This window comes from Nocardia sp. NPDC058176, assembly GCF_042883805.1.
Classification (GTDB): domain Bacteria; phylum Actinomycetota; class Actinomycetes; order Mycobacteriales; family Mycobacteriaceae; genus Nocardia.
The window spans coordinates 603,015-623,745 of the sequence record NZ_JBHVVA010000001.1; the positions used below are offsets into that span (position 1 = coordinate 603,015).

21 protein-coding genes are annotated in these 20,731 nt (G+C 68.1%); 11 read left to right on the top strand and 10 right to left on the bottom strand.

The genetic code is table 11. The annotated features are described in order from the left end of the window. Positions 1-57 precede the first annotated feature (57 nt). The 3 genes from inhA to ACFVVM_RS02865 all read left to right on the top strand — a co-directional run bounded on the left by inhA (position 58) and on the right by ACFVVM_RS02865 (position 2,431). Positions 58-894: an NADH-dependent enoyl-ACP reductase InhA gene (gene inhA, locus ACFVVM_RS02855; protein ID WP_387612363.1), complete on the top strand. Its 837-nt coding sequence runs from the start codon at positions 58-60 to the stop codon at positions 892-894. Then, complete coding sequence (locus tag ACFVVM_RS02860) at positions 894-1,943, top strand: ferrochelatase (RefSeq protein ID WP_387612365.1); 1,050 nt, start codon at positions 894-896, stop codon at positions 1,941-1,943. The genes inhA and ACFVVM_RS02860 overlap by 1 nt, the downstream gene beginning before the upstream one ends. 86 nt (positions 1,944-2,029) lie before the next feature. Then, entirely contained in the window at positions 2,030-2,431 is a 402-nt protein-coding gene (locus ACFVVM_RS02865) for a hypothetical protein (protein ID WP_387612367.1), read from the top strand. A 37-nt stretch (positions 2,432-2,468) separates the two neighbouring features. On the opposite strand, the gene ACFVVM_RS02870 is transcribed toward ACFVVM_RS02865, so the two are convergent. Together ACFVVM_RS02870 and ACFVVM_RS02875 are read right to left on the bottom strand one after the other, a co-directional pair. Then, a complete protein-coding gene (locus ACFVVM_RS02870) occupies positions 2,469-3,284 on the bottom strand; it encodes a hypothetical protein (protein ID WP_387612369.1) in 816 nt (271 codons plus the stop codon). Between the two features lie 69 nt (positions 3,285-3,353). Then, the gene (locus ACFVVM_RS02875) at positions 3,354-4,178 is read right to left on the bottom strand and encodes a DUF3097 domain-containing protein (RefSeq protein WP_387612371.1); all 825 of its coding nucleotides are present in this window, start codon (positions 4,176-4,178) and stop codon (positions 3,354-3,356) included. Between the two features lie 147 nt (positions 4,179-4,325). On the opposite strand from ACFVVM_RS02875, the gene ACFVVM_RS02880 reads away from it, so the two are divergent. Together ACFVVM_RS02880 and ACFVVM_RS02885 are read left to right on the top strand one after the other, a co-directional pair. Beyond that, positions 4,326-4,757 (top strand): NfeD family protein, encoded by a 432-nt coding sequence (locus tag ACFVVM_RS02880; RefSeq protein WP_387612373.1) that lies wholly within the window; start codon positions 4,326-4,328, stop codon positions 4,755-4,757. 4 nt (positions 4,758-4,761) lie between these two features. Beyond that, a complete protein-coding gene (locus tag ACFVVM_RS02885; protein ID WP_387612375.1) occupies positions 4,762-6,075 on the top strand; it encodes an SPFH domain-containing protein in 1,314 nt (437 codons plus the stop codon). A 151-nt stretch (positions 6,076-6,226) separates the two neighbouring features. Here ACFVVM_RS02885 and ACFVVM_RS02890 read toward each other — a convergent pair whose 3' ends face one another. Further along, entirely contained in the window at positions 6,227-7,435 is a 1,209-nt protein-coding gene (locus ACFVVM_RS02890) for a molybdopterin-binding protein (RefSeq protein WP_387612377.1), read from the bottom strand. 280 nt (positions 7,436-7,715) lie between these two features. Between ACFVVM_RS02890 and ACFVVM_RS02895 the strand changes: the two genes are divergently transcribed. Continuing rightward, positions 7,716-8,570, top strand: coding sequence for an isocitrate lyase/phosphoenolpyruvate mutase family protein (locus tag ACFVVM_RS02895; RefSeq protein WP_387612378.1), 855 nt, complete (start codon positions 7,716-7,718; stop codon positions 8,568-8,570). A gap of 4 nt (positions 8,571-8,574) precedes the next feature. On the opposite strand, the gene ACFVVM_RS02900 is transcribed toward ACFVVM_RS02895, so the two are convergent. Together ACFVVM_RS02900 and ACFVVM_RS02905 are read right to left on the bottom strand one after the other, a co-directional pair. Further along, positions 8,575-9,192 carry a DUF305 domain-containing protein gene (locus ACFVVM_RS02900; protein WP_387616721.1) on the bottom strand — a complete coding sequence of 206 codons (618 nt, stop codon included), beginning with the start codon at positions 9,190-9,192 and terminating at the stop codon, positions 8,575-8,577. Positions 9,193-9,194: 2 nt separating this feature from the next. Next, positions 9,195-10,778, bottom strand: coding sequence for an LVIVD repeat-containing protein (locus tag ACFVVM_RS02905; protein ID WP_387616723.1), 1,584 nt, complete (start codon positions 10,776-10,778; stop codon positions 9,195-9,197). 259 nt (positions 10,779-11,037) lie between these two features. Between ACFVVM_RS02905 and ACFVVM_RS02910 the strand changes: the two genes are divergently transcribed. Beyond that, on the top strand, positions 11,038-12,777 hold the full coding sequence (locus ACFVVM_RS02910; RefSeq protein ID WP_387612380.1) for a BCCT family transporter: 1,740 nt from the start codon (positions 11,038-11,040) through the stop codon (positions 12,775-12,777). On the opposite strand, the gene ACFVVM_RS02915 is transcribed toward ACFVVM_RS02910, so the two are convergent. From ACFVVM_RS02915 to ACFVVM_RS02925, 3 genes are all read right to left on the bottom strand, one after another. Beyond that, positions 12,762-13,688, bottom strand: a complete 927-nt coding sequence (locus ACFVVM_RS02915) for a 3-methyladenine DNA glycosylase (protein WP_387612382.1) — start codon at positions 13,686-13,688, stop codon at positions 12,762-12,764. The genes ACFVVM_RS02910 and ACFVVM_RS02915 overlap by 16 nt on opposite strands. A gap of 123 nt (positions 13,689-13,811) precedes the next feature. Further along, the gene (locus ACFVVM_RS02920; RefSeq protein WP_387612384.1) at positions 13,812-15,044 is read right to left on the bottom strand and encodes a tyrosine-type recombinase/integrase; all 1,233 of its coding nucleotides are present in this window, start codon (positions 15,042-15,044) and stop codon (positions 13,812-13,814) included. Positions 15,045-15,360: 316 nt separating this feature from the next. After that, a complete protein-coding gene (locus ACFVVM_RS02925; protein ID WP_387612386.1) occupies positions 15,361-16,014 on the bottom strand; it encodes a helix-turn-helix domain-containing protein in 654 nt (217 codons plus the stop codon). Positions 16,015-16,856: 842 nt separating this feature from the next. On the opposite strand from ACFVVM_RS02925, the gene ACFVVM_RS02930 reads away from it, so the two are divergent. Next, entirely contained in the window at positions 16,857-17,231 is a 375-nt protein-coding gene (locus ACFVVM_RS02930) for a hypothetical protein (protein WP_387612388.1), read from the top strand. Beyond that, on the top strand, positions 17,228-17,944 hold the full coding sequence (locus tag ACFVVM_RS02935) for a hypothetical protein (protein WP_387612390.1): 717 nt from the start codon (positions 17,228-17,230) through the stop codon (positions 17,942-17,944). Before ACFVVM_RS02930 ends, ACFVVM_RS02935 begins: the two co-directional genes overlap by 4 nt. On the opposite strand, the gene ACFVVM_RS02940 is transcribed toward ACFVVM_RS02935, so the two are convergent. Then, positions 17,828-18,340: an enoyl-CoA hydratase-related protein gene (locus tag ACFVVM_RS02940; protein ID WP_387612391.1), complete on the bottom strand. Its 513-nt coding sequence runs from the start codon at positions 18,338-18,340 to the stop codon at positions 17,828-17,830. The genes ACFVVM_RS02935 and ACFVVM_RS02940 overlap by 117 nt on opposite strands. Before the next feature lie 78 nt (positions 18,341-18,418). Between ACFVVM_RS02940 and ACFVVM_RS02945 the strand changes: the two genes are divergently transcribed. After that, positions 18,419-18,895 carry a winged helix-turn-helix transcriptional regulator gene (locus ACFVVM_RS02945; protein WP_387612393.1) on the top strand — a complete coding sequence of 159 codons (477 nt, stop codon included), beginning with the start codon at positions 18,419-18,421 and terminating at the stop codon, positions 18,893-18,895. A gap of 71 nt (positions 18,896-18,966) precedes the next feature. Here the strand turns inward: ACFVVM_RS02945 and ACFVVM_RS02950 are convergent, their stop codons facing one another. Then, on the bottom strand, positions 18,967-19,515 hold the full coding sequence (locus ACFVVM_RS02950) for a DUF1062 domain-containing protein (RefSeq protein WP_387612395.1): 549 nt from the start codon (positions 19,513-19,515) through the stop codon (positions 18,967-18,969). A gap of 237 nt (positions 19,516-19,752) precedes the next feature. On the opposite strand from ACFVVM_RS02950, the gene ACFVVM_RS02955 reads away from it, so the two are divergent. Continuing rightward, positions 19,753-20,670 carry a LysR family transcriptional regulator gene (locus ACFVVM_RS02955; protein WP_387612397.1) on the top strand — a complete coding sequence of 306 codons (918 nt, stop codon included), beginning with the start codon at positions 19,753-19,755 and terminating at the stop codon, positions 20,668-20,670. Positions 20,671-20,731: the final 61 nt, after the last annotated feature.

The window sequence follows — 20,731 nt, forward strand, 5'->3', positions numbered from 1 at the left end:
CCGCGCCACCGACATTCCGGTGGCGCAACCAACAGATTTCAGGAGAACCGAGAACTCATGGGCGGACTGCTCGAAGGCAAGACCATCCTGGTCACCGGCATCATCACCGATTCGTCGATCGCGTTCAGCGCGGCCGCGGTCGCGCAGGAGCAGGGCGCGAAGGTGATCATCACCGGTATCCCGGAGCGGCTGCGGCTGATCGACCGCATCGCCAAGCGGCTCCCGCAGGAGGTGCCCCCGGCGATCCCGCTGGATGTCACCGACGAGGAGTACCTGGGCGCGCTGGCCGACAAGCTGCGCGAGCTGGCCCCCGAGGGCATCGACGGCGTGCTGCACTCGATCGCGTTCGCGCCCAAGACCCTGATGGGCCCGGACGCGGTGCCGTTCCTGGAGGGCCCCGGCCCCGATGTGGCGAAGTCCTTCGAGATCTCCGCGTGGAGCTACGCCTCGCTGGCCCGCGCCGTGCTGCCCGTGATGAACGAACGCGGCTCGATCGTCGGCATGGACTTCGATCCGCGCGTGGCGATGCCGTACTACAACTGGATGGGCGTGTCGAAGGCCGCGCTGGAGTCGGTGAACCGGTACGTGGCCCGGGAAGTGGGTTACGCCAAGAAGATTCGCTCCAATCTGATCGCGGCCGGTCCGGTGAAGACCCTCGCGGCCAAGGCCATCGCGGGCACCGCCACCGACGACGCGAAGCAGCTGCGCCAGCTCGACGAGTACTGGGACGGCTCCTCGCCGATCGGCTGGGACGGTGCCGACGCGCGTGTCGTCGGCAAGTCCGTCGTCGCGCTGCTCTCGGACTGGCTGCCCGGCACCACCGGCTCGATCATCTACGTCGACGGCGGCGCCAGCCACAACATGTGGTTCCCCGAGGGCTTCACCGCCAACTGATGCACGAGGCGCTGCTGCTGCTGTCCTTCGGTGGCCCCGAAGGCCCCGAGGACGTGCTCCCCTTCCTGGAGAACGTCACTCGGGGCCGCGGGGTACCGCCGGAACGGCTCGCCGAGGTCGCGCAGCACTACCTGCACTTCGGTGGGATCTCGCCGATCAACGCGCTGAACCTCGGGATCATCGCCGCGGTCGAGGCCGATCTGGCCGATGCCGGACTGGATCTGCCGGTGTACTTCGGCAATCGCAACTGGCATCCGATGGTCGAGGACACCGTCGCCCGGATGACCGCCGACGGCGTGCGCTCGGCGCTGGTCTTTCCCACCTCGGCGTGGGGCGGCTACTCCGGCTGTCGCCAGTACGACGAGGACATCGCCCGTGCCCGCGCCGCCGTGGGCGCCGGTGCCCCCGAGCTGGTGAAACTGCGCCAGTACTTCGACCACCCGCTGCTGATCGAGTCCTTCGCCGACGCGATCACCGCCGCGGTGGGCACGATCCCGGCCGACCGCCGCGACGGTGTGCGCCTGGTCTTCACCGCGCACTCCATCCCGGTCGCCGCCGACACCGCCGCCGGTCCACCCGCCGACGGCGGCCGCCTCTACAGCAGGCAGGTCGCCGAGGCGGCCCGCTTGTGTGCCGCCGCAACGGGTTTCACCGACTACGACGTGGTGTGGCAGTCGCGTTCGGGCCCGCCGCGGGTGCCGTGGCTCGAACCCGACATCGTCGACCACCTCGACGTCCTGCACGGCAAGGGCATCGACGCCGTGGTGGTGTGCCCGGTCGGCTTCGTCTCCGACCACCTCGAGGTGATCTGGGACCTCGACAACGAAGCCTCGGCCCGCGCCGACGAACTCGGGATGGCCTTCGCCCGCGCGGCCACCCCCGGCACCGATCCCCGGTTCTCGCGCATGGTGGTGGAGCTGGTCCAGGAGCGGGCGAGCGCCGGTCCGGTGCGTGAACTCGGTGAAGTCCCCGGGTACGGGTGCACCATCGACGGCGCCCTGTGCGCGCCCGGCTGCTGCGAACTGCCCGCTCGGCCCGCGCGGCGCTGAGCACAACCGGATAAACATTCGCCTGGAACCTCCCGCGCGGGGAGTAGGCTTTCCGGACGTGTGCTCGACTGATCGGAGGTATTCCGATGCGATCGACAACGCCTCGCCGCGGCCGGATGACGGGTGCGCTGCTCGTCCTGGCCGTCGCCGCGCTGGGCCTCAGCGGCTGCGGCGGCGATTCCGGGTACGAGACCCAGGAACCACAACCCAGCGCGCCGATCATGTCCCAGGAGACAGTGAACGATCTGTGCGGCATTCTCGATGCCCAGAAGGGGACATGGAAGGCCATCGGCCCGCCCGTGGCGCGGGTGGCCTTCGACGGCGCCATGCGGCTGTGGACCATTCGTGACGGCGTGGCCAGTGCCGCGATCTCCTACGACCGCCACATCGTCGACACCGTCACCGAAGACACCTGCCCCGAGGTCCGCACCGCGACGCTCGACGTGCTCGAACTACCGGACCTGAAGACGGCCATCGCCGGACTCTGAACCGCCCCTTGCCGTTTCGGGTGCGCGGTGACCCGCCTCAGCCGAGCGTGCCCGCGGCGGCGTGGACCGCGACCAGCCGGGCGTCGCGGATCGTGTTCCACAGCGGGCGCAGCAGCGATTCGTGCGCGCCGATGGCGGTGGCGGAGGTGGGGGAGGACGCCGGTTCGTGCTGGGCGACGGTGAGGATCGCCGCGACGTGATCGGCGGTGTCGAGAATTCGCTTGGCGCGCAACGGGATCGAGTCGGGGTAGGCGTGGCGGGCATAGGCGGCCAGCTGGGCCTCGATCTGTTCGCGCGGATCGGCCTCGGTGGCGCCGACGGCGGTGGTGTGCAACTGCATGAGCGCGTCGGCGGCGTCGCGGACGGCTTCGCGCATGGTGTATTCGGCCTCGCCCAGCGACATGTCGGCCGCCGTGGCGGGTGGGATGTCCACGCTGTACACGGTCCACTGCAGGGTCTCGTCGTCGTCCCACTGCGGAATCAGGCCGGTGCCCTCCCGGCCGGGGACGCCGAGCAGCAGACCTTCCTCGGCGTCGATCGCGTCGGCGGCGAAGGCCGTGCCGACCGGCAGCCCGCGCACGTCACCGGGGGCGGGCAGCACCAGGCGCAGCTGCGCGCCGGCCGGGGCCATGGCCTCGCGAATCACCTTGAGCAGCAGCATGGCGCCGGTGCCGGTGAGGTCACCGCGGGAGGTCCACGGTAGGTCGGTGCGCCCACCGGTGACCGGGTCGCCCGCGGCGATCGTGTGCCGCGACGCCCACGCGTGCAACGCTTCCAGCACGTCGTCGGGCGCGCTGGTACCGGCCAGCCAGGAGCCGGCCCACACCGTCAACGTGGCACTGGGGGAGCACATAATCATCGAGCATAAAGGTTCGCCCGGATTCGCGTGCGGGCACTGAGGACCGGTCTGACCTGCGGTGCGCTACTCGGGCTCGGTCACGAAGTCGATGAGCCGTTCGACGGCGCCGATGAGCGGGGATTCCAGATCCCGGAACGAGCCGACCGCATCGTAGACACGTCGCCACCCTTCCTGCGGTGTTCCCCAGCCGAGGCGCGCGCAGATTCCGGTCTTCCAGTCCTCGCCTCGCGGCACCACCGGCCAGGCCTCGATACCGACTGCCGCCGGGCGCACCGCCTGCCACACATCGATGAACGGATGACCGGTCACCAGCACGTGCGGACCCAGCCCGGTGGTCAGCTGGGTCTCCTTGGATCCGGTCACCAGATGGTCGACCAGCACGCCGACCCGCGCGCCGGGGCCCGGCCCGAATTCGGTGAGCCGGGCACCGAGATTGTCCAGCCCTTCCAGGTGTTCGACGACCACGCCTTCGACCCGCAGATCGTGCCCCCAGACCCGCTCCACGAGCGCGGCGTCGTGCACGCCCTCCACCCAGATCCGGCTGGTGCGCGCGACCCTGGCCCGAAGGTTGTCGACGCGGGTCGACCCGGAGGCCGATCGGGTCGGCTGCTTCGGCGCCGGCGCGGTGGGGCGCACCAGCGTCACCGGTTTCCCGTCGATCAGGAACGCCGCCTCGCGCAGCGCGAACAGCCGCACCGCACCGCGACCGTCCTCGAGTTTCACGAAGTCGCCGTCGTAGCTGCGGTCGAAACCGACTACGGCGCCGCAGAATCCGCTCGCCGCGTCCTCGACCACCAGATCGCGCTCGGCGCTCACCGTCGGTACCGGTGTCTTCGTCTTCCGTTGATGTCCGGCGAAGATGTCGCCGTATCCGCCACGTGCACTCACTCCCCGAAACTACCGCGCCCCGGCCGGGATCGGCGGGATCACCGCACCCGGCGAACTGCCAACTGCCCCAACGCAGGACCTGGTCGGCGGGCCACCACCTTGCTGCTAGTGCGGCCGAAATGTCCGTTGAGACGGTACGGTGGTGGTGTGGCCGCAATACTCTGGCTGATCGCGGGCATTGTCCTCGCGGCGGCCGAAATGCTCACCGGGGATCTCACCCTGCTCATGTTGGGTGTCGCCGCGTTGGGCACCGCCGGAATCAGCGCCGCCGCCGGTCTCCCGCTCTGGGGCGACGCGCTGGTGTTCGCCGGGGTGTCGGGCGTGCTGTTCCTCGGCGTGCGGCCGGTCCTGCGCCGCCGCTTCGGCACCCCGCCGCCCATGCCGACCAATGCCGATGCGCTGCCCGGCAAGTCGGGCCTCGTGCTCGAGGAGATCGCGGCGCATTCGGGTCGGATCAAGCTCGACGGCGAGGTGTGGACCGCGCGCCCGCTGGATCCCGGCGATGTGTACGAAGCCGGTGTCACCGTGTACGTGATGAAGATCGACGGCGCGACCGCCGTCGTCTGGAAGGGTCCCTGAACCTATGGTTGCCTTGATCGTGGCCGCAGTCCTGATTCTGCTGGTCGTGGTGGTGGTCTTCAAGTCCATCGCGCTCGTCCCGCAGGCCGAGGCGGCGGTGATCGAACGGCTCGGACGCTACTCGCGGACGGTGTCGGGCCAGCTGACGTTCCTCGTTCCGTTCGCCGATCGCATCCGCGCGAAAGTCGACCTGCGCGAGCGGGTCGTCTCGTTCCCGCCGCAGCCGGTGATCACCCAGGACAACCTCACCCTGCAGATCGACTCGGTGGTGTACTTCCAGGTCACCAGCCCGCAGGCCGCGGTCTACGAGATCAGCAACTACATCGCCGCGGTCGAGCAGCTCACCGTCACCACCCTGCGCAACGTCGTCGGTGGCATGACCCTGGAAGAGACGCTGACCTCCCGCGACCAGATCAACAACCAGCTGCGCGGCGTGCTCGACGAGGCCACCGGCCGCTGGGGCCTGCGCGTGGCCCGCGTCGAGCTCAAGTCCATCGATCCGCCGCCGTCGATCCAGGAATCGATGGAGAAGCAGATGAAGGCCGACCGCGAGAAGCGGGCGATGATCCTCACCGCCGAGGGCACCCGCGAGTCGCAGATCAAGACCGCCGAGGGCGCCAAGCAGGCGCAGATCCTGGCGGCCGAGGGTGGCAAGCAGTCCTCGATCCTGTCGGCCGAGGGTGAGCGCCAGAGCCGCATCCTGCGCGCCCAGGGTGAGCGCGCCGCGTCCTACCTGCAGGCACAGGGTCAGGCGAAGGCGATCGAGAAGGTCTTCGCGGCCATCAAGAACGGCAAGCCGACGCCGGAACTGCTCGCCTACCAGTACATGCAGACCCTGCCCATGGTGGCGCGCGGCGACGCCAACAAGGTGTGGATGGTGCCCAGCGACTTCGGCAAGGCCCTCGAAGGTTTCGCGAACAACTTCGCCACCAAGGGCGAGGACGGCGTGTTCCGCTACGAGCCGTCCACCGAGGACACCCCGCCGGTCAAGATCGAGGACGACTCCGACGTCGCCGACTGGTTCGAGACGGCCTCCGATCCCAAGATCGAGCAGGCCGTGCGCGCCGCCGAGGCCACCGCCCGCACCCCCGTCGAAAGCCTCGACAACCCGCGCCCGAAGCCGCCGGCTCCGGCCCCGCTGCCCGTCCCGCCGCCGATCTCGCCCCAGGCGAACCCGGCCCCGCCGCAGCACCAGCCCGCGCCGCCGCAGCAACAGCAGCCGCAGAACCCCGAGGCCCAGTACGGCCGCCCCCAGCAGCCGCCCGCACCGCGCCCGGACGACCCGTACGGTCGCCCCTGGCAGCCGCCGCAACACTGATCCCGGCACACGCACAACGGCCCCGTCGCGCATCTGCGTAGCGGGGCCGTAGCCTTCGGCGTCGCCCCAGGTGAGGGCCGGATCGCTCGAAACGGCTGCCGTAGCTCGCCCCACACGCGCGGTTACGGGCGAGGCGGGTTCGCAGCCGACCTCAGTGGGGGAGCGGGAGGAGTTCGACCAGCGTGCCGCGGCCGGTGCCGGGCGGGAGGACGGCCAGGGCCTGGCAGCCGATGAGACCGGCCAGGTGCGGGGTGTGCGCGGGGCCGGTGCTGCGCCAGACGCCACCGGTCTGCTGTTGCACGGGCACGATGCGGGTTGCCTCGCCTGCCCCGACTCCGGCGTCGGAGAGGCGGCCCCACATGGTCGGTCCCGGGGACCGCAGCGTCAGCGCGTCGACCACGGCCGGGCCGATGGCCAGCAGGGCCGCGACGGCGGCGAGGGGGTTGCCGGGCAGTCCCAGCAGGACACGCCCGTCGGGGAGCTGGGCGAGCAGGGTGGAACCGCCGGGGCGGATCGCGATCCGGTCGATCACCACCTGCGCGCCGAGTTCGGTCAGCAGCGCGCGCAGGTGATCGGCGGCCCCGCGGCCGGTCGCGCCCACCATCACGACCAGATCGGCGTGTGAGCGCAGCGCCAGCCACGAGCGCAGCAGGTCGTGTCCGTCGGCCAGATGCCACAGTCCGGTGCTCTCGATGTCGCAGCGGCGCAAGAACTCCGGCAGGACCGGGCCGAGGGAATCCCTGGTCTCGCCCGCACCGAGCGGGCCGACCGCCCGGATCTCGTCGCCGGTCATCACGACGTCGGCGCGCACCGGGCCGCGCACGGTCACCGTCTCGGCTTCGGCGCTGAGCGCGGCCGAGGCCAACGCCACCGAGACCCGGGTGCCCGCCGCGGCCAGTTCGGTGCCGCTGTCCCAGTGCTCGCCCTGGCGGCGGGTGTCATCGCGTACCGGGGCGCCGGGCGCGCGCATCACCACCGGTTTGCCCGAGACGGTCGTGGTCACCGTGTGCTCGTCGCGCAGGGTCGCGGTGGTGCCGAGGGGCGTGGCCGCGCCGGTCGCGATCCGCACCGCTTCACCGGGCGCGAGCACCACCGAGCAGGCCCGACCTGCATAGCGGACCTGCGGATGCAGCCGCCACCACGGACCCGGCCCAGCGACCGCGTAGCCGTCCATCGCCGCACTGTCCACCCGCGGCAGCGGAGTCCCGGTCGTGAGGGCGACGGCAAGGGTCGCCCCGACCGCGTCGGCCACCGGGAACTCCCGCACCCCGATCGGCCGCAGACACTCCACGATCCGCGTGCGCACCCGGGCGAGCCCGCAGTCCACCGCCGGAACGACCACGCCCGCTCGTGCGCTCACCACCACGTTCGCCTCCGCCACACTTCGCCGACAATCCGACACATCGTGCGCATCGGCCATTGCCTGCGATTTTCTGCGCAGTTGCCCCTCGGTGACGTTGTGCTCACCCGATCGGCCCGGTGGCGGTGCGCAGTCGGACACATCGCGGCGCGAGGGGCCGGACAGGGGTCGTGGTGGTCCCGACACCGTACTTCCTCGCGCGGCCGATCGCAGCCGGACCTGTCGGACCGGTGGACTACGGTCGGTCCGAGAAACCACGGATTCGCGCCAGGAGGACGCAGTGGACACCGATCGACGCACTCGCGCAGCCGCTTTCGCCGACCTGCACCGGTCGGGCTGCTTCCTGCTACCCAACGCCTGGGACGCGGGCAGCGCGCGCATCCTGGCCGCGGCCGGTTTCCCCGCGATCGCCACCACCAGCGCGGGCATCGCGTTCTCCCTCGGCCGCCCCGATCACGACTTCTTCGCCGAGCACGGCGAGGACGGCCGGGTCGACCGCACCACCATGATGCGCCGCATCGCCGAGATCACCGACGCGGTGCGGATCCCGGTCAGCGCCGATCTCGAGGAGGGCTATGGTCCGACACCGCAGGACGTGGCCGCCACCATCGCGCAGGCGATCGCCCTCGGCGCGGCGGGCGGCAACATCGAGGACTTCACCGGTGAGCGGGACACGCCCCTGTTCGACGAGCGGCTCGCGGTCGATCGGGTGCGGGCAGCCAGAGCCGCGGTGGTCGCCAGCGCCGAACCGTTCGTCCTCGTCGGCCGCACCGACGCACTCCTCGTCGACGAGGGCCTCCCCGCGGCCATCCGCCGCGGCAACGCCTACCTGGCCGCGGGCGCGGACTGCGTGTTCGTCCCCGGCGCCGCTGACCCCGCCACCATCGCCACCCTGGTCCGCGAACTCGACGGCCCGCTCAACGTGGTCATGGGACTGACCGGCTCCACCCTGTCGATGGCCCAGCTCGCCGAGCTCGGCGTCCGCCGGGTCACCGTCGGCGGCAGCCTGGCCCGCACCCTCTACCGGCACCTGCGTGACGCCGCCACCGAACTCACCCGCGGCACCTTCACCTACGCCGAATCCCAACTCCCACAGTCCATCCTCAACGAGGTCTTCCACCCTCTGGACGAGTGATCGGTCAGGGTGAGGGGAGGGCGCCGCGCAGGTCGAGGAGCACGCCGAGGTAGCCGAGCTCCTGACTCTGGGACTGGGCCATGGCGCGGGCGGCCTGTTTGACCGGGCCGGTGCCGAGTTGGGCGTCGGCGGCGCGGGCCATGGTGACGCCACCCGCGTGATGGCGGTACATGAGTTGCAGGAAGAGCGTTTCGGCGTCGGCGCCGCGAGCGGCGAACAGCGCGTCGAGGTCGGCGGTGGTGGCCATCCCGGGCATGGTGGCCGAAGGCGCGGTGTCGTGGTGGTAGCCGGTCATCCACGCCATCGGCTGGGTCGAAGTCGGTGCGGCCCCGGCGAGTTGGGTCCAGCCGAGCAGGGTGCCGATCTCCATCCGCTGGGTGTCGGCGATCTGGTCGGCGAGCCTGCGCACGGCCGGATCGGCGGCGGGGTCGAGGCGCTCGGTGAGAATCAGCGCCTGCTGGTGGTGGGCCGTCATGTCCTGGACGAAACCGAGTTCGGTCGCGGTGAGTACCGGTGCGGGCGTGGTGATCTCGGGGAAGACCAGTGGTCGCAATGCCGCGCCGAGCACCAGGAGGAACACGGCGGCGACGGCGAAGGCGGCGGCGCGCAGCGTGCGGGACATGCTCACGACCCGAGGGTGGACTGCTGATTCGCGGGCGGGGTGTAGACGGCGTCGTCGAGCCGCAGCACCATGAATCCGTTGTCGGAACAGGTCACGTAGAGCTGATTGCCGCGCCATTCCGGCGGGGACAGGCACCAGTCGCTGGACAGGTCACCGAAGGCGATCCGGCCCGCCCGCGCGGACAGGACCTGCGCCGGATCGAACAGGCCCTCGGCCATCGCCCGCAGCGCCGCGGGCGCGCTCATCACCGGGACGCCGATGATCGAGGCCAGCGCGTGCGGCGAGTTCCAGATCTCGAGGTTGTGCCCGGTCCGCGCGGGCGGATTGAAGTAGGCGATCTCGCGGATCGCGCCGGGATCGCGCACGTCGAACACCCGGATGCCGGAGGAGATCCAGCCACACGCCAGCGCGGTCGGATCGACGGGCCGATCGGCGGTGCAGTAGTGCGATTCGTAGGAGAACGCCGAACCGCCCATGCTGGAACCGATTCCGCTGTCGATGTTGTCGGGCAGGTTGATCTCGAGCTTGATCTTGGCCGTGATCCGCGGTGCGCCGTCGACGGACACATCGATGAGCTTCACTCCGCCCGAGCCGCCCTCGTCGACGGTGAACAGGTGCGGCACACCGCCATAGGTCACCGGCACACTGTGCTGGGTGGCCCAGCCGTCGGTCCAGAACGTCCGGCCCAGGTGCGGCACCTGCGGATTCGGGTCACGCCGCTGCACCGCGCTCACATCGAGGACGGTGAAACCGCCGAGCGCGGAGATGTAGAGCCGGTTCCCATCGGGACTCACGCCGAAGCCGTGTGCCTCGATGCCGGTGAGCCCCTGCCAGATCACGCGCGGATTCGCCGGATCGGTGAGATCGATCGCGCTGAGGAACCCGGGCACCAGCCCCGAGGCCCAGTAGGTGCGCCCGTCGGGGGAGAAGCCGCCCTCGTGCGTGGTGATCGGCAGCGGCATCAGCGGATTGGTGCCCGTGCCCGGATTGAGCAGGCGCGGATGCGCGCAATCGGAGACGTCGTAGACCGACAGGTACCCCGCGCCCATGCCCACCGGCACCCCCGTGCCGACGAGCAGCTTGCGAGCGGTGTTGACCTTCAACGTCTCCCAGGTCCCCGCCAGCATGGCCGGTTCGGTGAGCGTCGCGGTCAGCCGGGGATTCGCTGGATCGGACGCGTCGATCACCTGCACGCCCGGATGCTCGCTGAGCAGCGTCCCGGGGAAGAACGAACCGACATAGGCGCAGTGCTCGAAACTGGTCGAGGTGATCCCCGCCCCGCGCCCGGTGTAGCCGCCGACCAGCGACATGTTGCAGCGGTATCCCTGGGTGCTGCGGCCACTGTCTCGGTCACCGGCGGGGACGTCGCCCTGCAACCCCGTCTCCGGAAGCGACCCCGGACCGCACTCCGCGCGCGGCACCGCCGTGCGCCCGACATCGAGGAACTCCCGCACCATGCCGGACAGCTCGGCGACCGGATCCGCGGCCGCACTCGAGGGCAGGCCGATCGCCACCAGCGCGGCGACCGCAGCCAGCGCTGTGCCACGCCGCGCGGAGCGTCGCCACCACTGGCGTGGCCTCGACATCGCCTGGGCCGTGCGGGTGTCTGGGTGCATCATTGCCTCCCGTTTCGATGATGCCGGACAACGCAACTGGCTGAGACAGTTGTGCCGCGTCACGAATGATAGGTCGATCGCATGGTTGCCGAGAGTGGTTTCGGGGAACAAGGTCAGAGCTGGGTCGCGCAATACCTCAGGTCATCGCTGCCACGCTGTACGGTTGCTGTGATCGAACAGCGGGCTGATGTACCGACCTGTCCCCGCGACCGGAAAGGACTCGGATTCCATGTCGAACGATGTCGAAGGCAGGTCCGGAGGCGCGGCCGAACCCGCGGTTGCCGGTCGATCGCGGGGCAAGCCCCGGCTCGACCTGTTCGTGTTCAGCGCCACCGCGATCGGTGCTCTGGCCTTCGTCGCCTGGGGCGTGCTCGACGACGAGGGTCTCGCCTCGGCCGCCAATTCCGCGCAGAAATGGGTCATCACCAACACCGGCTGGCTGTTCGTCCTGGTCGCCACCGCGTTCGTCGTCTTCGTGATCTGGCTGGCGGTGAGCCGCTACGGGCGGATCCCGCTCGGCGCCGATGACGAGAAGCCCGAATTCCGCACGGTCTCCTGGATCGCGATGATGTTCAGCGCGGGCATGGGTATCGGCCTGATGTTCTGGGGCGTGGCGGAACCGCTGTCGCACTTCGTGAACCCGCCGCCGCACACCGCCGAACCCGGCAGCCCCGCCGCCGCCGAGGTCGCGATGGCGACCACGCTGTTCCACTGGACCCTGCACCCGTGGGCCATCTACGCGGTCGCCGGTCTGGCCATCGCCTACGGAACGTTCCGAAAAGGCCGCTCGCAGTTGATCTCCGCGGTGTTCCGTCCGCTGCTCGGCCGCCACGCCGACGGCATCGGCGGCCGCGCCATCGACATGATGGCGATCTTCGCGACCCTGTTCGGCTCGGCGGCCTCCCTCGGCCTCGGCGCCCTGCAGATCGGCGCGGGCATGGAGTTCAACGGCTGGATCGACGGAATCGGCAAAATCGGTCTGGTCGCGATCATCTCGGGCCTGACCGTCGCCTTCGTCGTGTCGGCGGTGTCGGGCATCGAGCGCGGTATCCAGTGGCTGTCCAACATCAACATGGTGCTGGCGCTGGTGATCGCGGCGTTCGTCTTCGTCGCCGGGCCCACGCTGTTCATTCTCAACATCCTGCCGACCTCGATCGGCGACTACGCCGAGTACCTGCCGACGATGGCCTCGCGCACCGGCGCGGGTGACGAGGCAATGCAGGCGTGGCTGTCGAGCTGGACCATCTTCTACTGGGCCTGGTGGATCTCGTGGACCCCGTTCGTCGGCATGTTCATCGCCCGGATCAGCCGCGGCCGCACCATCCGGCAGTTCGTCACCGGTGTGCTGCTGGTGCCCAGCGTGGTCAGCCTGCTGTGGTTCGCGATCTTCGGCGGCGCGGGCATCTTCGAGCAGACCGCCGACGGCGCCCTCACCGAGGACGACGGCTCGGTCGACTCGACCTTCGCCCTGTTCCACCTGCTCGACCAGTACCCGATCACCGCGGTGACCACGGTGCTGGTGATGATCCTGGTCGGCATCTTCTTCGTCTCCGGCGCGGACGCGGCGTCCATCGTGATGGGCACCCTGTCCCAGCGCGGCAGCATCGAACCCTCGAAGCTGGTCGTCATCTTCTGGGGCGCGGCCACCGGCGCGGTCGCGGCGATCATGCTGGTGATCGCCGATTCCGACAATCTCGGCGGCGCGTTGACCGGCCTCCAAGCGCTCACCACGGTGGTGTCACTGCCGTTCCTGGTGGTGATGGTGGCGATGTGCGTGTCGCTGTACAAGGATCTGCGCGAGGATCCGCTGATCCTGCGGGCCGACCGCGGCGCCGTCCTCGTCGAGACCGCCGTCGACATGGGCACCGAGCAGCACGAGGGCGATTTCACCCTGGTCACCGAACCGGCCGAGGACGAGATCACCACCACCGTGGCCATCGGCCTCGACAAGGATCAGCGGCCGGGCTGACCCTCGATCCGGCGCAGCGCCGCCGACAACTCGGCGCAGGCCCGCCGTAGCCGAACCCGCAACGCCTCGGCGTCCTCGGCCACGGCGGCCTGCGCGCGCACGTATTCGGCCCGCCCACTGGGCGTTTCGATGCGCACCGGCTCGTACCCGTACTCGCTCAGGTCGTACGGACTGGCCCGCATGTCGAGTTCGCGTGCGGTGCAGGCGAGTTCGAAACAATCCAGCAGCAGGGCCGACGAAATCAGCGGCGCGAGCTTGAACCCCCACTTGTACAGATCCATGTTCGCGTGCAGGCAGCCCGGCTGCTCCCGATCGACCTGACCCTCCCGGGTGAGCGGTTCGGCATTGCGCCCCACCGCATCCGGGGTGAAGAACCGAAACGCGTCGAAGTGCGTGCACCGCAACGACATCGACTCCACCACCGCATCGGTCCCCGCGTGCCCGAGCCGCAACGGCACCTGCTGATGCCGCACCTCCTCGGTCCGATACACCATCGCCCACTCGTGCAACCCGAAGCACGACAACTGCGCGGGCCGCCGCACAGTCGCACCGAGCAGCCGGTCGACGAACTCGATCGTGTCCCGCCGCTTGACCAGATACCCCGGATCAGCGGTGTACACGTCCTCCTCCCCAGCCACCCGGTGATACCCCCGAGCCTCCGCGTACTCCCGCGCCCCCCGCAACCCGATCCCGAACCCGGGATGCCACCGCCGCAACTGCGCGGGCTTGTTGCCGTAGTAGGTGAACAGAAAATCCACAACCGGATGACTGGTCCCCGCGGCCCGCCGCTCCAGATACGGACCCACCAGCCGATCGAGCCGTTCCCGATGCGACTCCGCCGCGGCCTGCCACTCCACCTGCGGCAACACCCGCAGGTCAGGGGCTTGGTCGAGAAGGTCGTCGGTGCTCACCAGACCATTCTCCCGCACCGGTTCACGGGGCCCGATCGGCCCCGAAACTCCGATGGAAGACGGCGTCAACAGCCCTTACCTCCAGCGCCGGAATTCGACTTCTGACACGCTTTCGACACGAGTTCACCGTGCCGGGTCGTCGAGAACGCTGGTGAAGTCGCCGACCTGGCTCGGCGAATCGATGTAGTGACGGTGCGCGGTGAGTCCGCGGTCGGCGTGGCCCAGCTGCTGGGCGGCCCGATCGGCGCCGTGCTCGTTCGCGATGAGTGTCGCGACCGACTTCCTGAAGGTCTTGGGAGTCACCCAGGCGAACCGGCTGCCTCGCGCCGAGCGCCAACTACGCCGGAAGTTGTGCGGGTCATAGATCCCACCGGTGCGGACGGTGAACACCAGGTCCAACGGGTTGGGAACGGCCTCGGTGGCTCGGCGCCGCAGTGCCTCGACGACGAATTGAGGGAGCACGACGGATCTGTACCCGGCGTGCGTCTTGGTCCATTCCTGCCGGATCGGTCGGAGCACGCCATCGTGGTGGGTGATCCGGACGATCGTTCCGCAGATCGTTGCTCGGGGCGGTGCCGCGTCGAGATCGATGTCCTGCCACCGCATCGCGAGCGCTTCACCGGTGCGAGCGCCGGTTCCCAGCAGGAAGTCCGCCACGTCGAGAACGATGCGGGACCGGCGGGGACCGCGGCCGGGGTGGGCCGCAGTGCCCGGGATCGCCGCGCCGGCGACCCATGTTTCGAGCTGGGCTCGGAGTTCACGCAGGGTGGTGAGGTCGGCCGCACGGGGACGTTGAATCCTGCGCGGGATCCGGGCGACGTTGAGCACAGGGTTGTGTCGGATGACGTCGTGCCTGACGGCGAAGGCCATCATTCCCGTGAGGACGACTTTGTGGGCCCTCGCCTTCGCAGGAGCTGTCCGCGCTATCGCTTTGAGGTGAGCATCCAAGCGGGTGGTGGTGGCCTCCCGGATACGCAATCCGCCCAGTGCTGTGTTGATCTTGACGGTGCCATCTCGGATCCGTTTGCTCGCCGGGTAGAGGTGGCGGCGGTAGTGGTCGATGGTCTGCGGCGAAACCCGCTCCTCGAACTCGAGCTCGGCGAGCCACCAGTCGGCCAGCTCGGACAGCTTGGTCTCGAGAGTCAGGTCCAGAGCACGGCTACCGGCATGACGGCGGTCCTTCACGCGATCCTTCAACGCCGCGATGGCACGGGGTTTGGTGGGCCCGAAAGCTTGGACCGGTCGGGTGACACCGTCGTCGTCGCGAAAGCGGGTACTTGCTCGCCAGCGACCGCTGGGCTGTCGTTTGGCGCTGATGGAGCCGTAGGTACCGATGGCGAGTGGTGGATTTGGCATCAGAACTCCCAGGTTGGTGAGCGAGAATCCGACTATTCGATGAGCCGTCGGGGCATCGCGGAGCATGTCGGGCTGGTGTCGCGCAGTTGTCGACGCGTAGGTGGGTACGACGGGCGAGGCGTTGGGCGGCGTCAAACGCGCGGATGTGGGTGTTTCGTCTCGCCGTGCGGTGAAGGTCTGTGCTGAGGCGAGCAAGGCGGGATGAGCAGTGGCACTGAACGTGCTGGCTGGTCCCGGAGCGTGGTTCGCTCGTCCGAGTTACCGCATCGCCGACTGGTGCCCGGAGGACGGCGAGCGCGTCGACTCTGTGACCACCTCATCCACCACAGCTGTCATCCAGCCGCTCGGCTTCCCAGGCGCGGATATCTCCTAGTCGGTAGCGTCGGTAGCGGCCGATCCGGGCATAGCGAGGCCCGGTGCCGGAACTAGCCCATGTCGCGAGTGTTTTGGCAGGTATTTTCAGGCGAGCAGCGAGTTCGGCAGTGCTCAACCAGGTTTCGTCGTCGGGCGGGGACGGCTGTTGCGGATTTGTCCTGCGGTTCGAACGTGGAGCTGCCGAACGAGGCTCATGGGAAGGCATGGGAGACCTGAGTTTCTCCGGGTCAGTCGCTCTTCCAGTTCCGAGTGTAGAGGAGACAGTCATCGATCTGGGGATGTAGACCGGCTCACAGCCTGAGTAGCTGGACGTCTTTCCCTTCGGGCATGGTTTGGCGCACAGTGAAGCAGGGCCCAGACCCATGACGGAATGACCTGGTGGTCGTCGAAGAGTGTTGCAGGGCAACAATATTGATACGGTTGACGCGGGTCGGGCGGCTTGGACCGCAGACCGGGCCGTCCGCCCGCGATCGCCGCGGCCCACACGGCGTTCGAAAATCTGGCTGACCCAGTTGAGTCGGGTTACGAGATGAACTTGCCGAGGCGACCGGCTTTGAAGATCCAACTGGACAAGCAAGTACGGCGAGTGGGCCATGGAATGCGTGGCGTGGGCAGGTGACGAGGGGAATCGCTAGCGAGGTTCACCGGTCGATTACGGTAAGCCGGGCAAGACTTGCGCGTTGGGCAGGTGGTCGCAGGTTCAAATCCTTATTGCACAAAAATGGCCCCGAGCGCGCTCCAGACAACCTTCGCGAAGTAGCCGTATTGCTTCGCAGCGGCCACTTCTTGGCTTTGATCCAGCCGTGTGTCTAACGCCACATTGTCTGCAGAAGGCCAGGCGCTCCTGTGCGTCGCAGGTAGTCGACCTACGCGAGTGAACTCTGGTTCACTTCGCGACGGTCTTGCGCACTGCGAAAATGATGGGGCCCTGGTCGTGGCCCAGTACTTGCTGGCACTTGGTAAGGGTTCGGTTGAGCAGTTCAACGCCTCACCGCCACCCCAGCCAACGGTGTCCCCCCGCCAACACCGGGGGATTGTCATGGACGCATCTGGGTCTGCCGTCCCTTGTCGTGAACTCGGCCGCTACCTACGTGAGCTTCGTAGGCGCATTGGAGGCGGGCTTCTGCCGGTCGTGACCGGCACATCCTTTGGCTGTTCGAGCATGCCCGCCGTCGTCTCGGCATCATTGATTGGCCGCGAAGAACCAGGAGCGTTCCCCCGGACGAACGTCCACGCTCACGTGTGCGGCGGGCTGCCGCACGGCCAGATCCGCTACGGCAATTCGAAGGCCGTTCGCGGCCTGCTGGATCGCGCGGAAGCATGACTTTCGACACGCTCGCCTGCGCGCCGCAGCAGCAAGCATACCGATACCGCTTCCTGTCGGTACGGTAGCGTGAGACTGAGATATCCAGTGGCACACGGCAATTGGAGAGAATAGTGGACGAACGTGACGTCGCCAATCTGATTGGCCACCTCCGGGAACAGGCAGCATCGATCCGGCCCGGCCTGGATACGGCAATTGACTATGAACGGGAACGATTGCCGCACAACAACGCGTATCGGTCCGACTCGGTTGGCCTTCTCATCCGGTACCTCGAAGCGACGAGGAACGTGTTGTCGCAAGGCAGTGATCCCGCGGCACGGGCGGTCATGGGAATGTTCGACGCGGCCGGGATTGACGTCGACGGTGTTGAACTCAGCGTCGGCGTGAAGTCGGTAGATCTCATCGCCTCGCCTGGGCTGAAACGACTCATCGCCCAAATGGATGCCCTCACACGAGTACTTTCCGAGACACAGGACCCCGGCCGATGACGCCCGATGAGGTGAAAACGTGGATCGACACCATCTTCGAGTCCTTCCGCCACGCCGACGACGCCGACATCGACGCATCCTTGCCCGCCAGCGTCACTGCCGATACCCGCCTCGGCAAACTCTACGAGGCCTACGTCCTTGCCTACGTCCTCCGCAGGCTGAAGAACGAAGAAGGATTCGACATCCGGCTCAGGTCGGCGGACGGGTACTTGCACCTGCGTTCCTCTCCTGGGCCGATCAAGCCGAACTTCTCGCATTTCGACCTTCGGGACCGGAACAGCGGCGCCACCCTGAAAGCTTGGACCGACATCGAGTTCGTCACCCTCGGGCACCACCTCAGAACGAACAGCGGCCAACGAAAGCAGGGCCGCCCTGTCGCCAGCGACCGTCACGAACTCGACATCGTGCTGGTCGGCAGCGAGGTGACTGGCTATCCGCGCCACCACGAGGTCGTCCTCGGCATCGAGTGCAAGCACGTTGCCAGGTTCGAAAAGGCGATCGTCCGGGCGGCCCTCGGGGTCCGACGTGAGCTGAGCTTGCTCACCGCGCCTACGGAAACAGGATTCGAAACCTGGCCGAGGACAACAGTGCCGGCCTCACCGCCGTCGGTCCTGATCGTCTACTCCACACAATCCAAGATCTCCGACTTCGAACAGGCAGGCGAAGCATTCGGGGTCGATTTCGAGCACCTCCCATTCGGCAAATGGCCTTGATCGGATTGCCAGCACCGGGTTCCCCTGACCATCGACGTTGCGTGGATCCAGCCGCATACCGCCGCCGCCGGGGGCCCGGCCGGCGACCTTGCCGATGGTGACCTGGGGGAGGGTGCGGTAACGCTGGTACAGCTCGACGCCGGGCCCGGTGACGAACTCCGCCAGGGCACCTGGATCGACGACAAGGCGCATGTCGCCGTGCGCGATGAAGAACTCCGGGTCGGCGCTTTCGAAGACGAGCACCCGGATCGCCTCGTCATCGCGAACCTCGGTCTCGAATCGTGCCAGATCGGCGATCAGTGCCGTGTCGAGCAGGTTGATCGGTGGGTTGTCGATGGCGGCGAATGCGACGCCGTCTTCCACTCGGATCCGCAGCGTGTCGTAGGTGTAGCTCACCGGACTCCTCAAACTACTGAAACAGTAGTCAGACCCTATCTGGATACTGTTCTAGAATCCAGAGGTAGGGTGTGGACCGTGGAGTGGACATCGGTCGATCTGGGTAACTGTCCGATCGTGCGGGCGCTCGATGTCCTCGGCAATCGCTGGACGCTGATCGTGTTGCGCGAAGCATTCAACGGGGTTCACCGCTTCGAGGACTTCCTCGATCATCTCGGCATCTCGCCGTCGGTTCTGAGTCGCAGGCTCAAGGAGATGGTCGACGAGGGGCTGCTCAGTCGTGAGCCGTACCGCGAGACCGGCGATCGGGAGCGCTACGAGTATCGGCCGACGGCCAAGGCGTGGGATCTCTATCCCGTGATCGTCGGTCTCATGCAATGGGGTGACCGCTATCTCGGCGACGCCGACGGGCCGCCCATCCAGCTCACCGATGTCACCACCGGCAAAACCGTTGTCGCAGCGATCGTTCCGCAGGGCACTCCGACCTGCTCACCCTCGGATCTGCGGGTCGAGCCGGGTGACTCCATCAGATTGCGGCCGTCCGGTCACTGCTGACACCGAACCGCACGCCCCGCGGAGTCCTGTCCGGCATGTTCTGGCGGACAGGACTCCGGCTCGAGCCGGGCTCAGTGCTTGAGGGTGAAGGTGAAGTCGCCGGACAGCTTGCCGCTCAATCGGACTGCCGAAACCAGGTTCCCCTCCGTGAGGAGCCTGTCGACCTCGGCCCGCGAAAGACCGAAACCTTCAGCGATCAGGCGCACCGGCCGGACCGGGATCCGGGCCGCGAAACGGACCGAGACCTCGACCACCTCGCGGTCCAGATGGTCCGGTTCGCCGACATCGAGCCGCCACGCGTTGTCCCAATCGAGGGCGACGCGATTGCGGCGCCGCACGACCGGATCTTGGAGCAGCTCAGCAGCCAACGCGGGGTCGTTGTCATGGAGCCGGTCCAGCAGTTCAGGTCGTATCGAGCGCACGTTCACTCGCTCGAGGACCGTGAGCCTGGTGGTTTCCCCGCATCCGGTGCAGAGCGCGAGGAGCCAAGCGTCGATGAGCTTGTGGTGTGCGTTGACCCGGAATTTTCCGTTCGCCCGGAAGCGCTCGGACGCGCACGTGTGGCAACGGCGGACGACGAGCGGTAGGCAGGTGGGCACGACGGCCCAGATTTTGAGCATGGAAGTACACCCGTTCGGTGAGAATTTCGCAGCAAGAAGGAGCGCGGCGCGTATGCGCGTCGCGCGGTGATTCAGCGCTGGGGAGGTCTCACTGGATGTACAGCGGAATGTCCTTGTCTAGACGACGTGGTTGGGCAGCATGGTAATGACACACAGCACCGCTGTTCCAACGGTTTTCGGGCACTCGCCGCCGAGCTCGGTCTGTCGCGGCGATCGGTGCTTCGATAGGTTTGATCGGTGGTCGATAAGTCTGCTGATCCCCAGCTCGATCTGACTCGGCTGCGCACGTTCTTGGCGGTGTATCGAGCGGGTTCGATCACCGCGGGTGCGCGTCAGGTCGGGTACTCCCAGCCCGCGGTGACACAGCAACTCCAGGCACTCGAACGGCACCTGGGACGAGCGCTGTTCGAACGTCTGCCGCGCGGTGTCGCTCCGACACCGGCGGCGCATGATCTGGCAGCGCGGGTTTCCGGCGCGCTCGACACCCTGGCCGCGGTGTTCACGCCCGATCACCCGGCCGTTCCGGAACCGCCGGTTCTGCTGGGTGGCCCAGCGGACTTTCTCGCGGTGGTGGCGATGCCGACGCTGGCTCCGCTGATCGCCGACGGGGTCAGAGTGCATGTGCGGACCGGTCTGACCGACGATCTGCTGGCCGACCTGCGCGCGGGCAATCTCGACCTGGTCATCTCGACGCAGCGCCCGCGTGGTCGAACACTGATCGCCGATGCTCTCTGCGACGAGACGTTCGGGCTGGTCGCGGCGCCGGAGGTCGCCGTCCGGATCGACCGCGAGCGGCTCGCCGAGCAAGGGCCGATCGCGTTGGCGGGCATACCTCTGCTCAGCTACGCCGCCGACCTGCCGATCCTGCGGCGCTACTGGCGCCATGTCTTCGGCACTCGTCTCGATGCCGAACCGGCACTGGTCGTCGATGATCTGCGCGCGGTCCTGACGGCGGTGTGCGGCGGCGCGGGCATCAGTGTGTTGCCGAGCTATCTGTATGAGTCCGAGCGTGCGGCGGGTCGCGTCGTCGAGTTGCTCGAGCCGGACGACCCACCGATCAACACCGCCTTCCTGGCGCGCCGACATGGCGCTGCGGGTCGAGGTCATGTCGACCGGGTGGCGCGACACCTGCGCACCGAGGCGCGGCGCTGGTGATCGGGACTGTCGCCTAGGTATTGAAATTTCAATAGGGGACATCGGCATTGCTATTGGCATC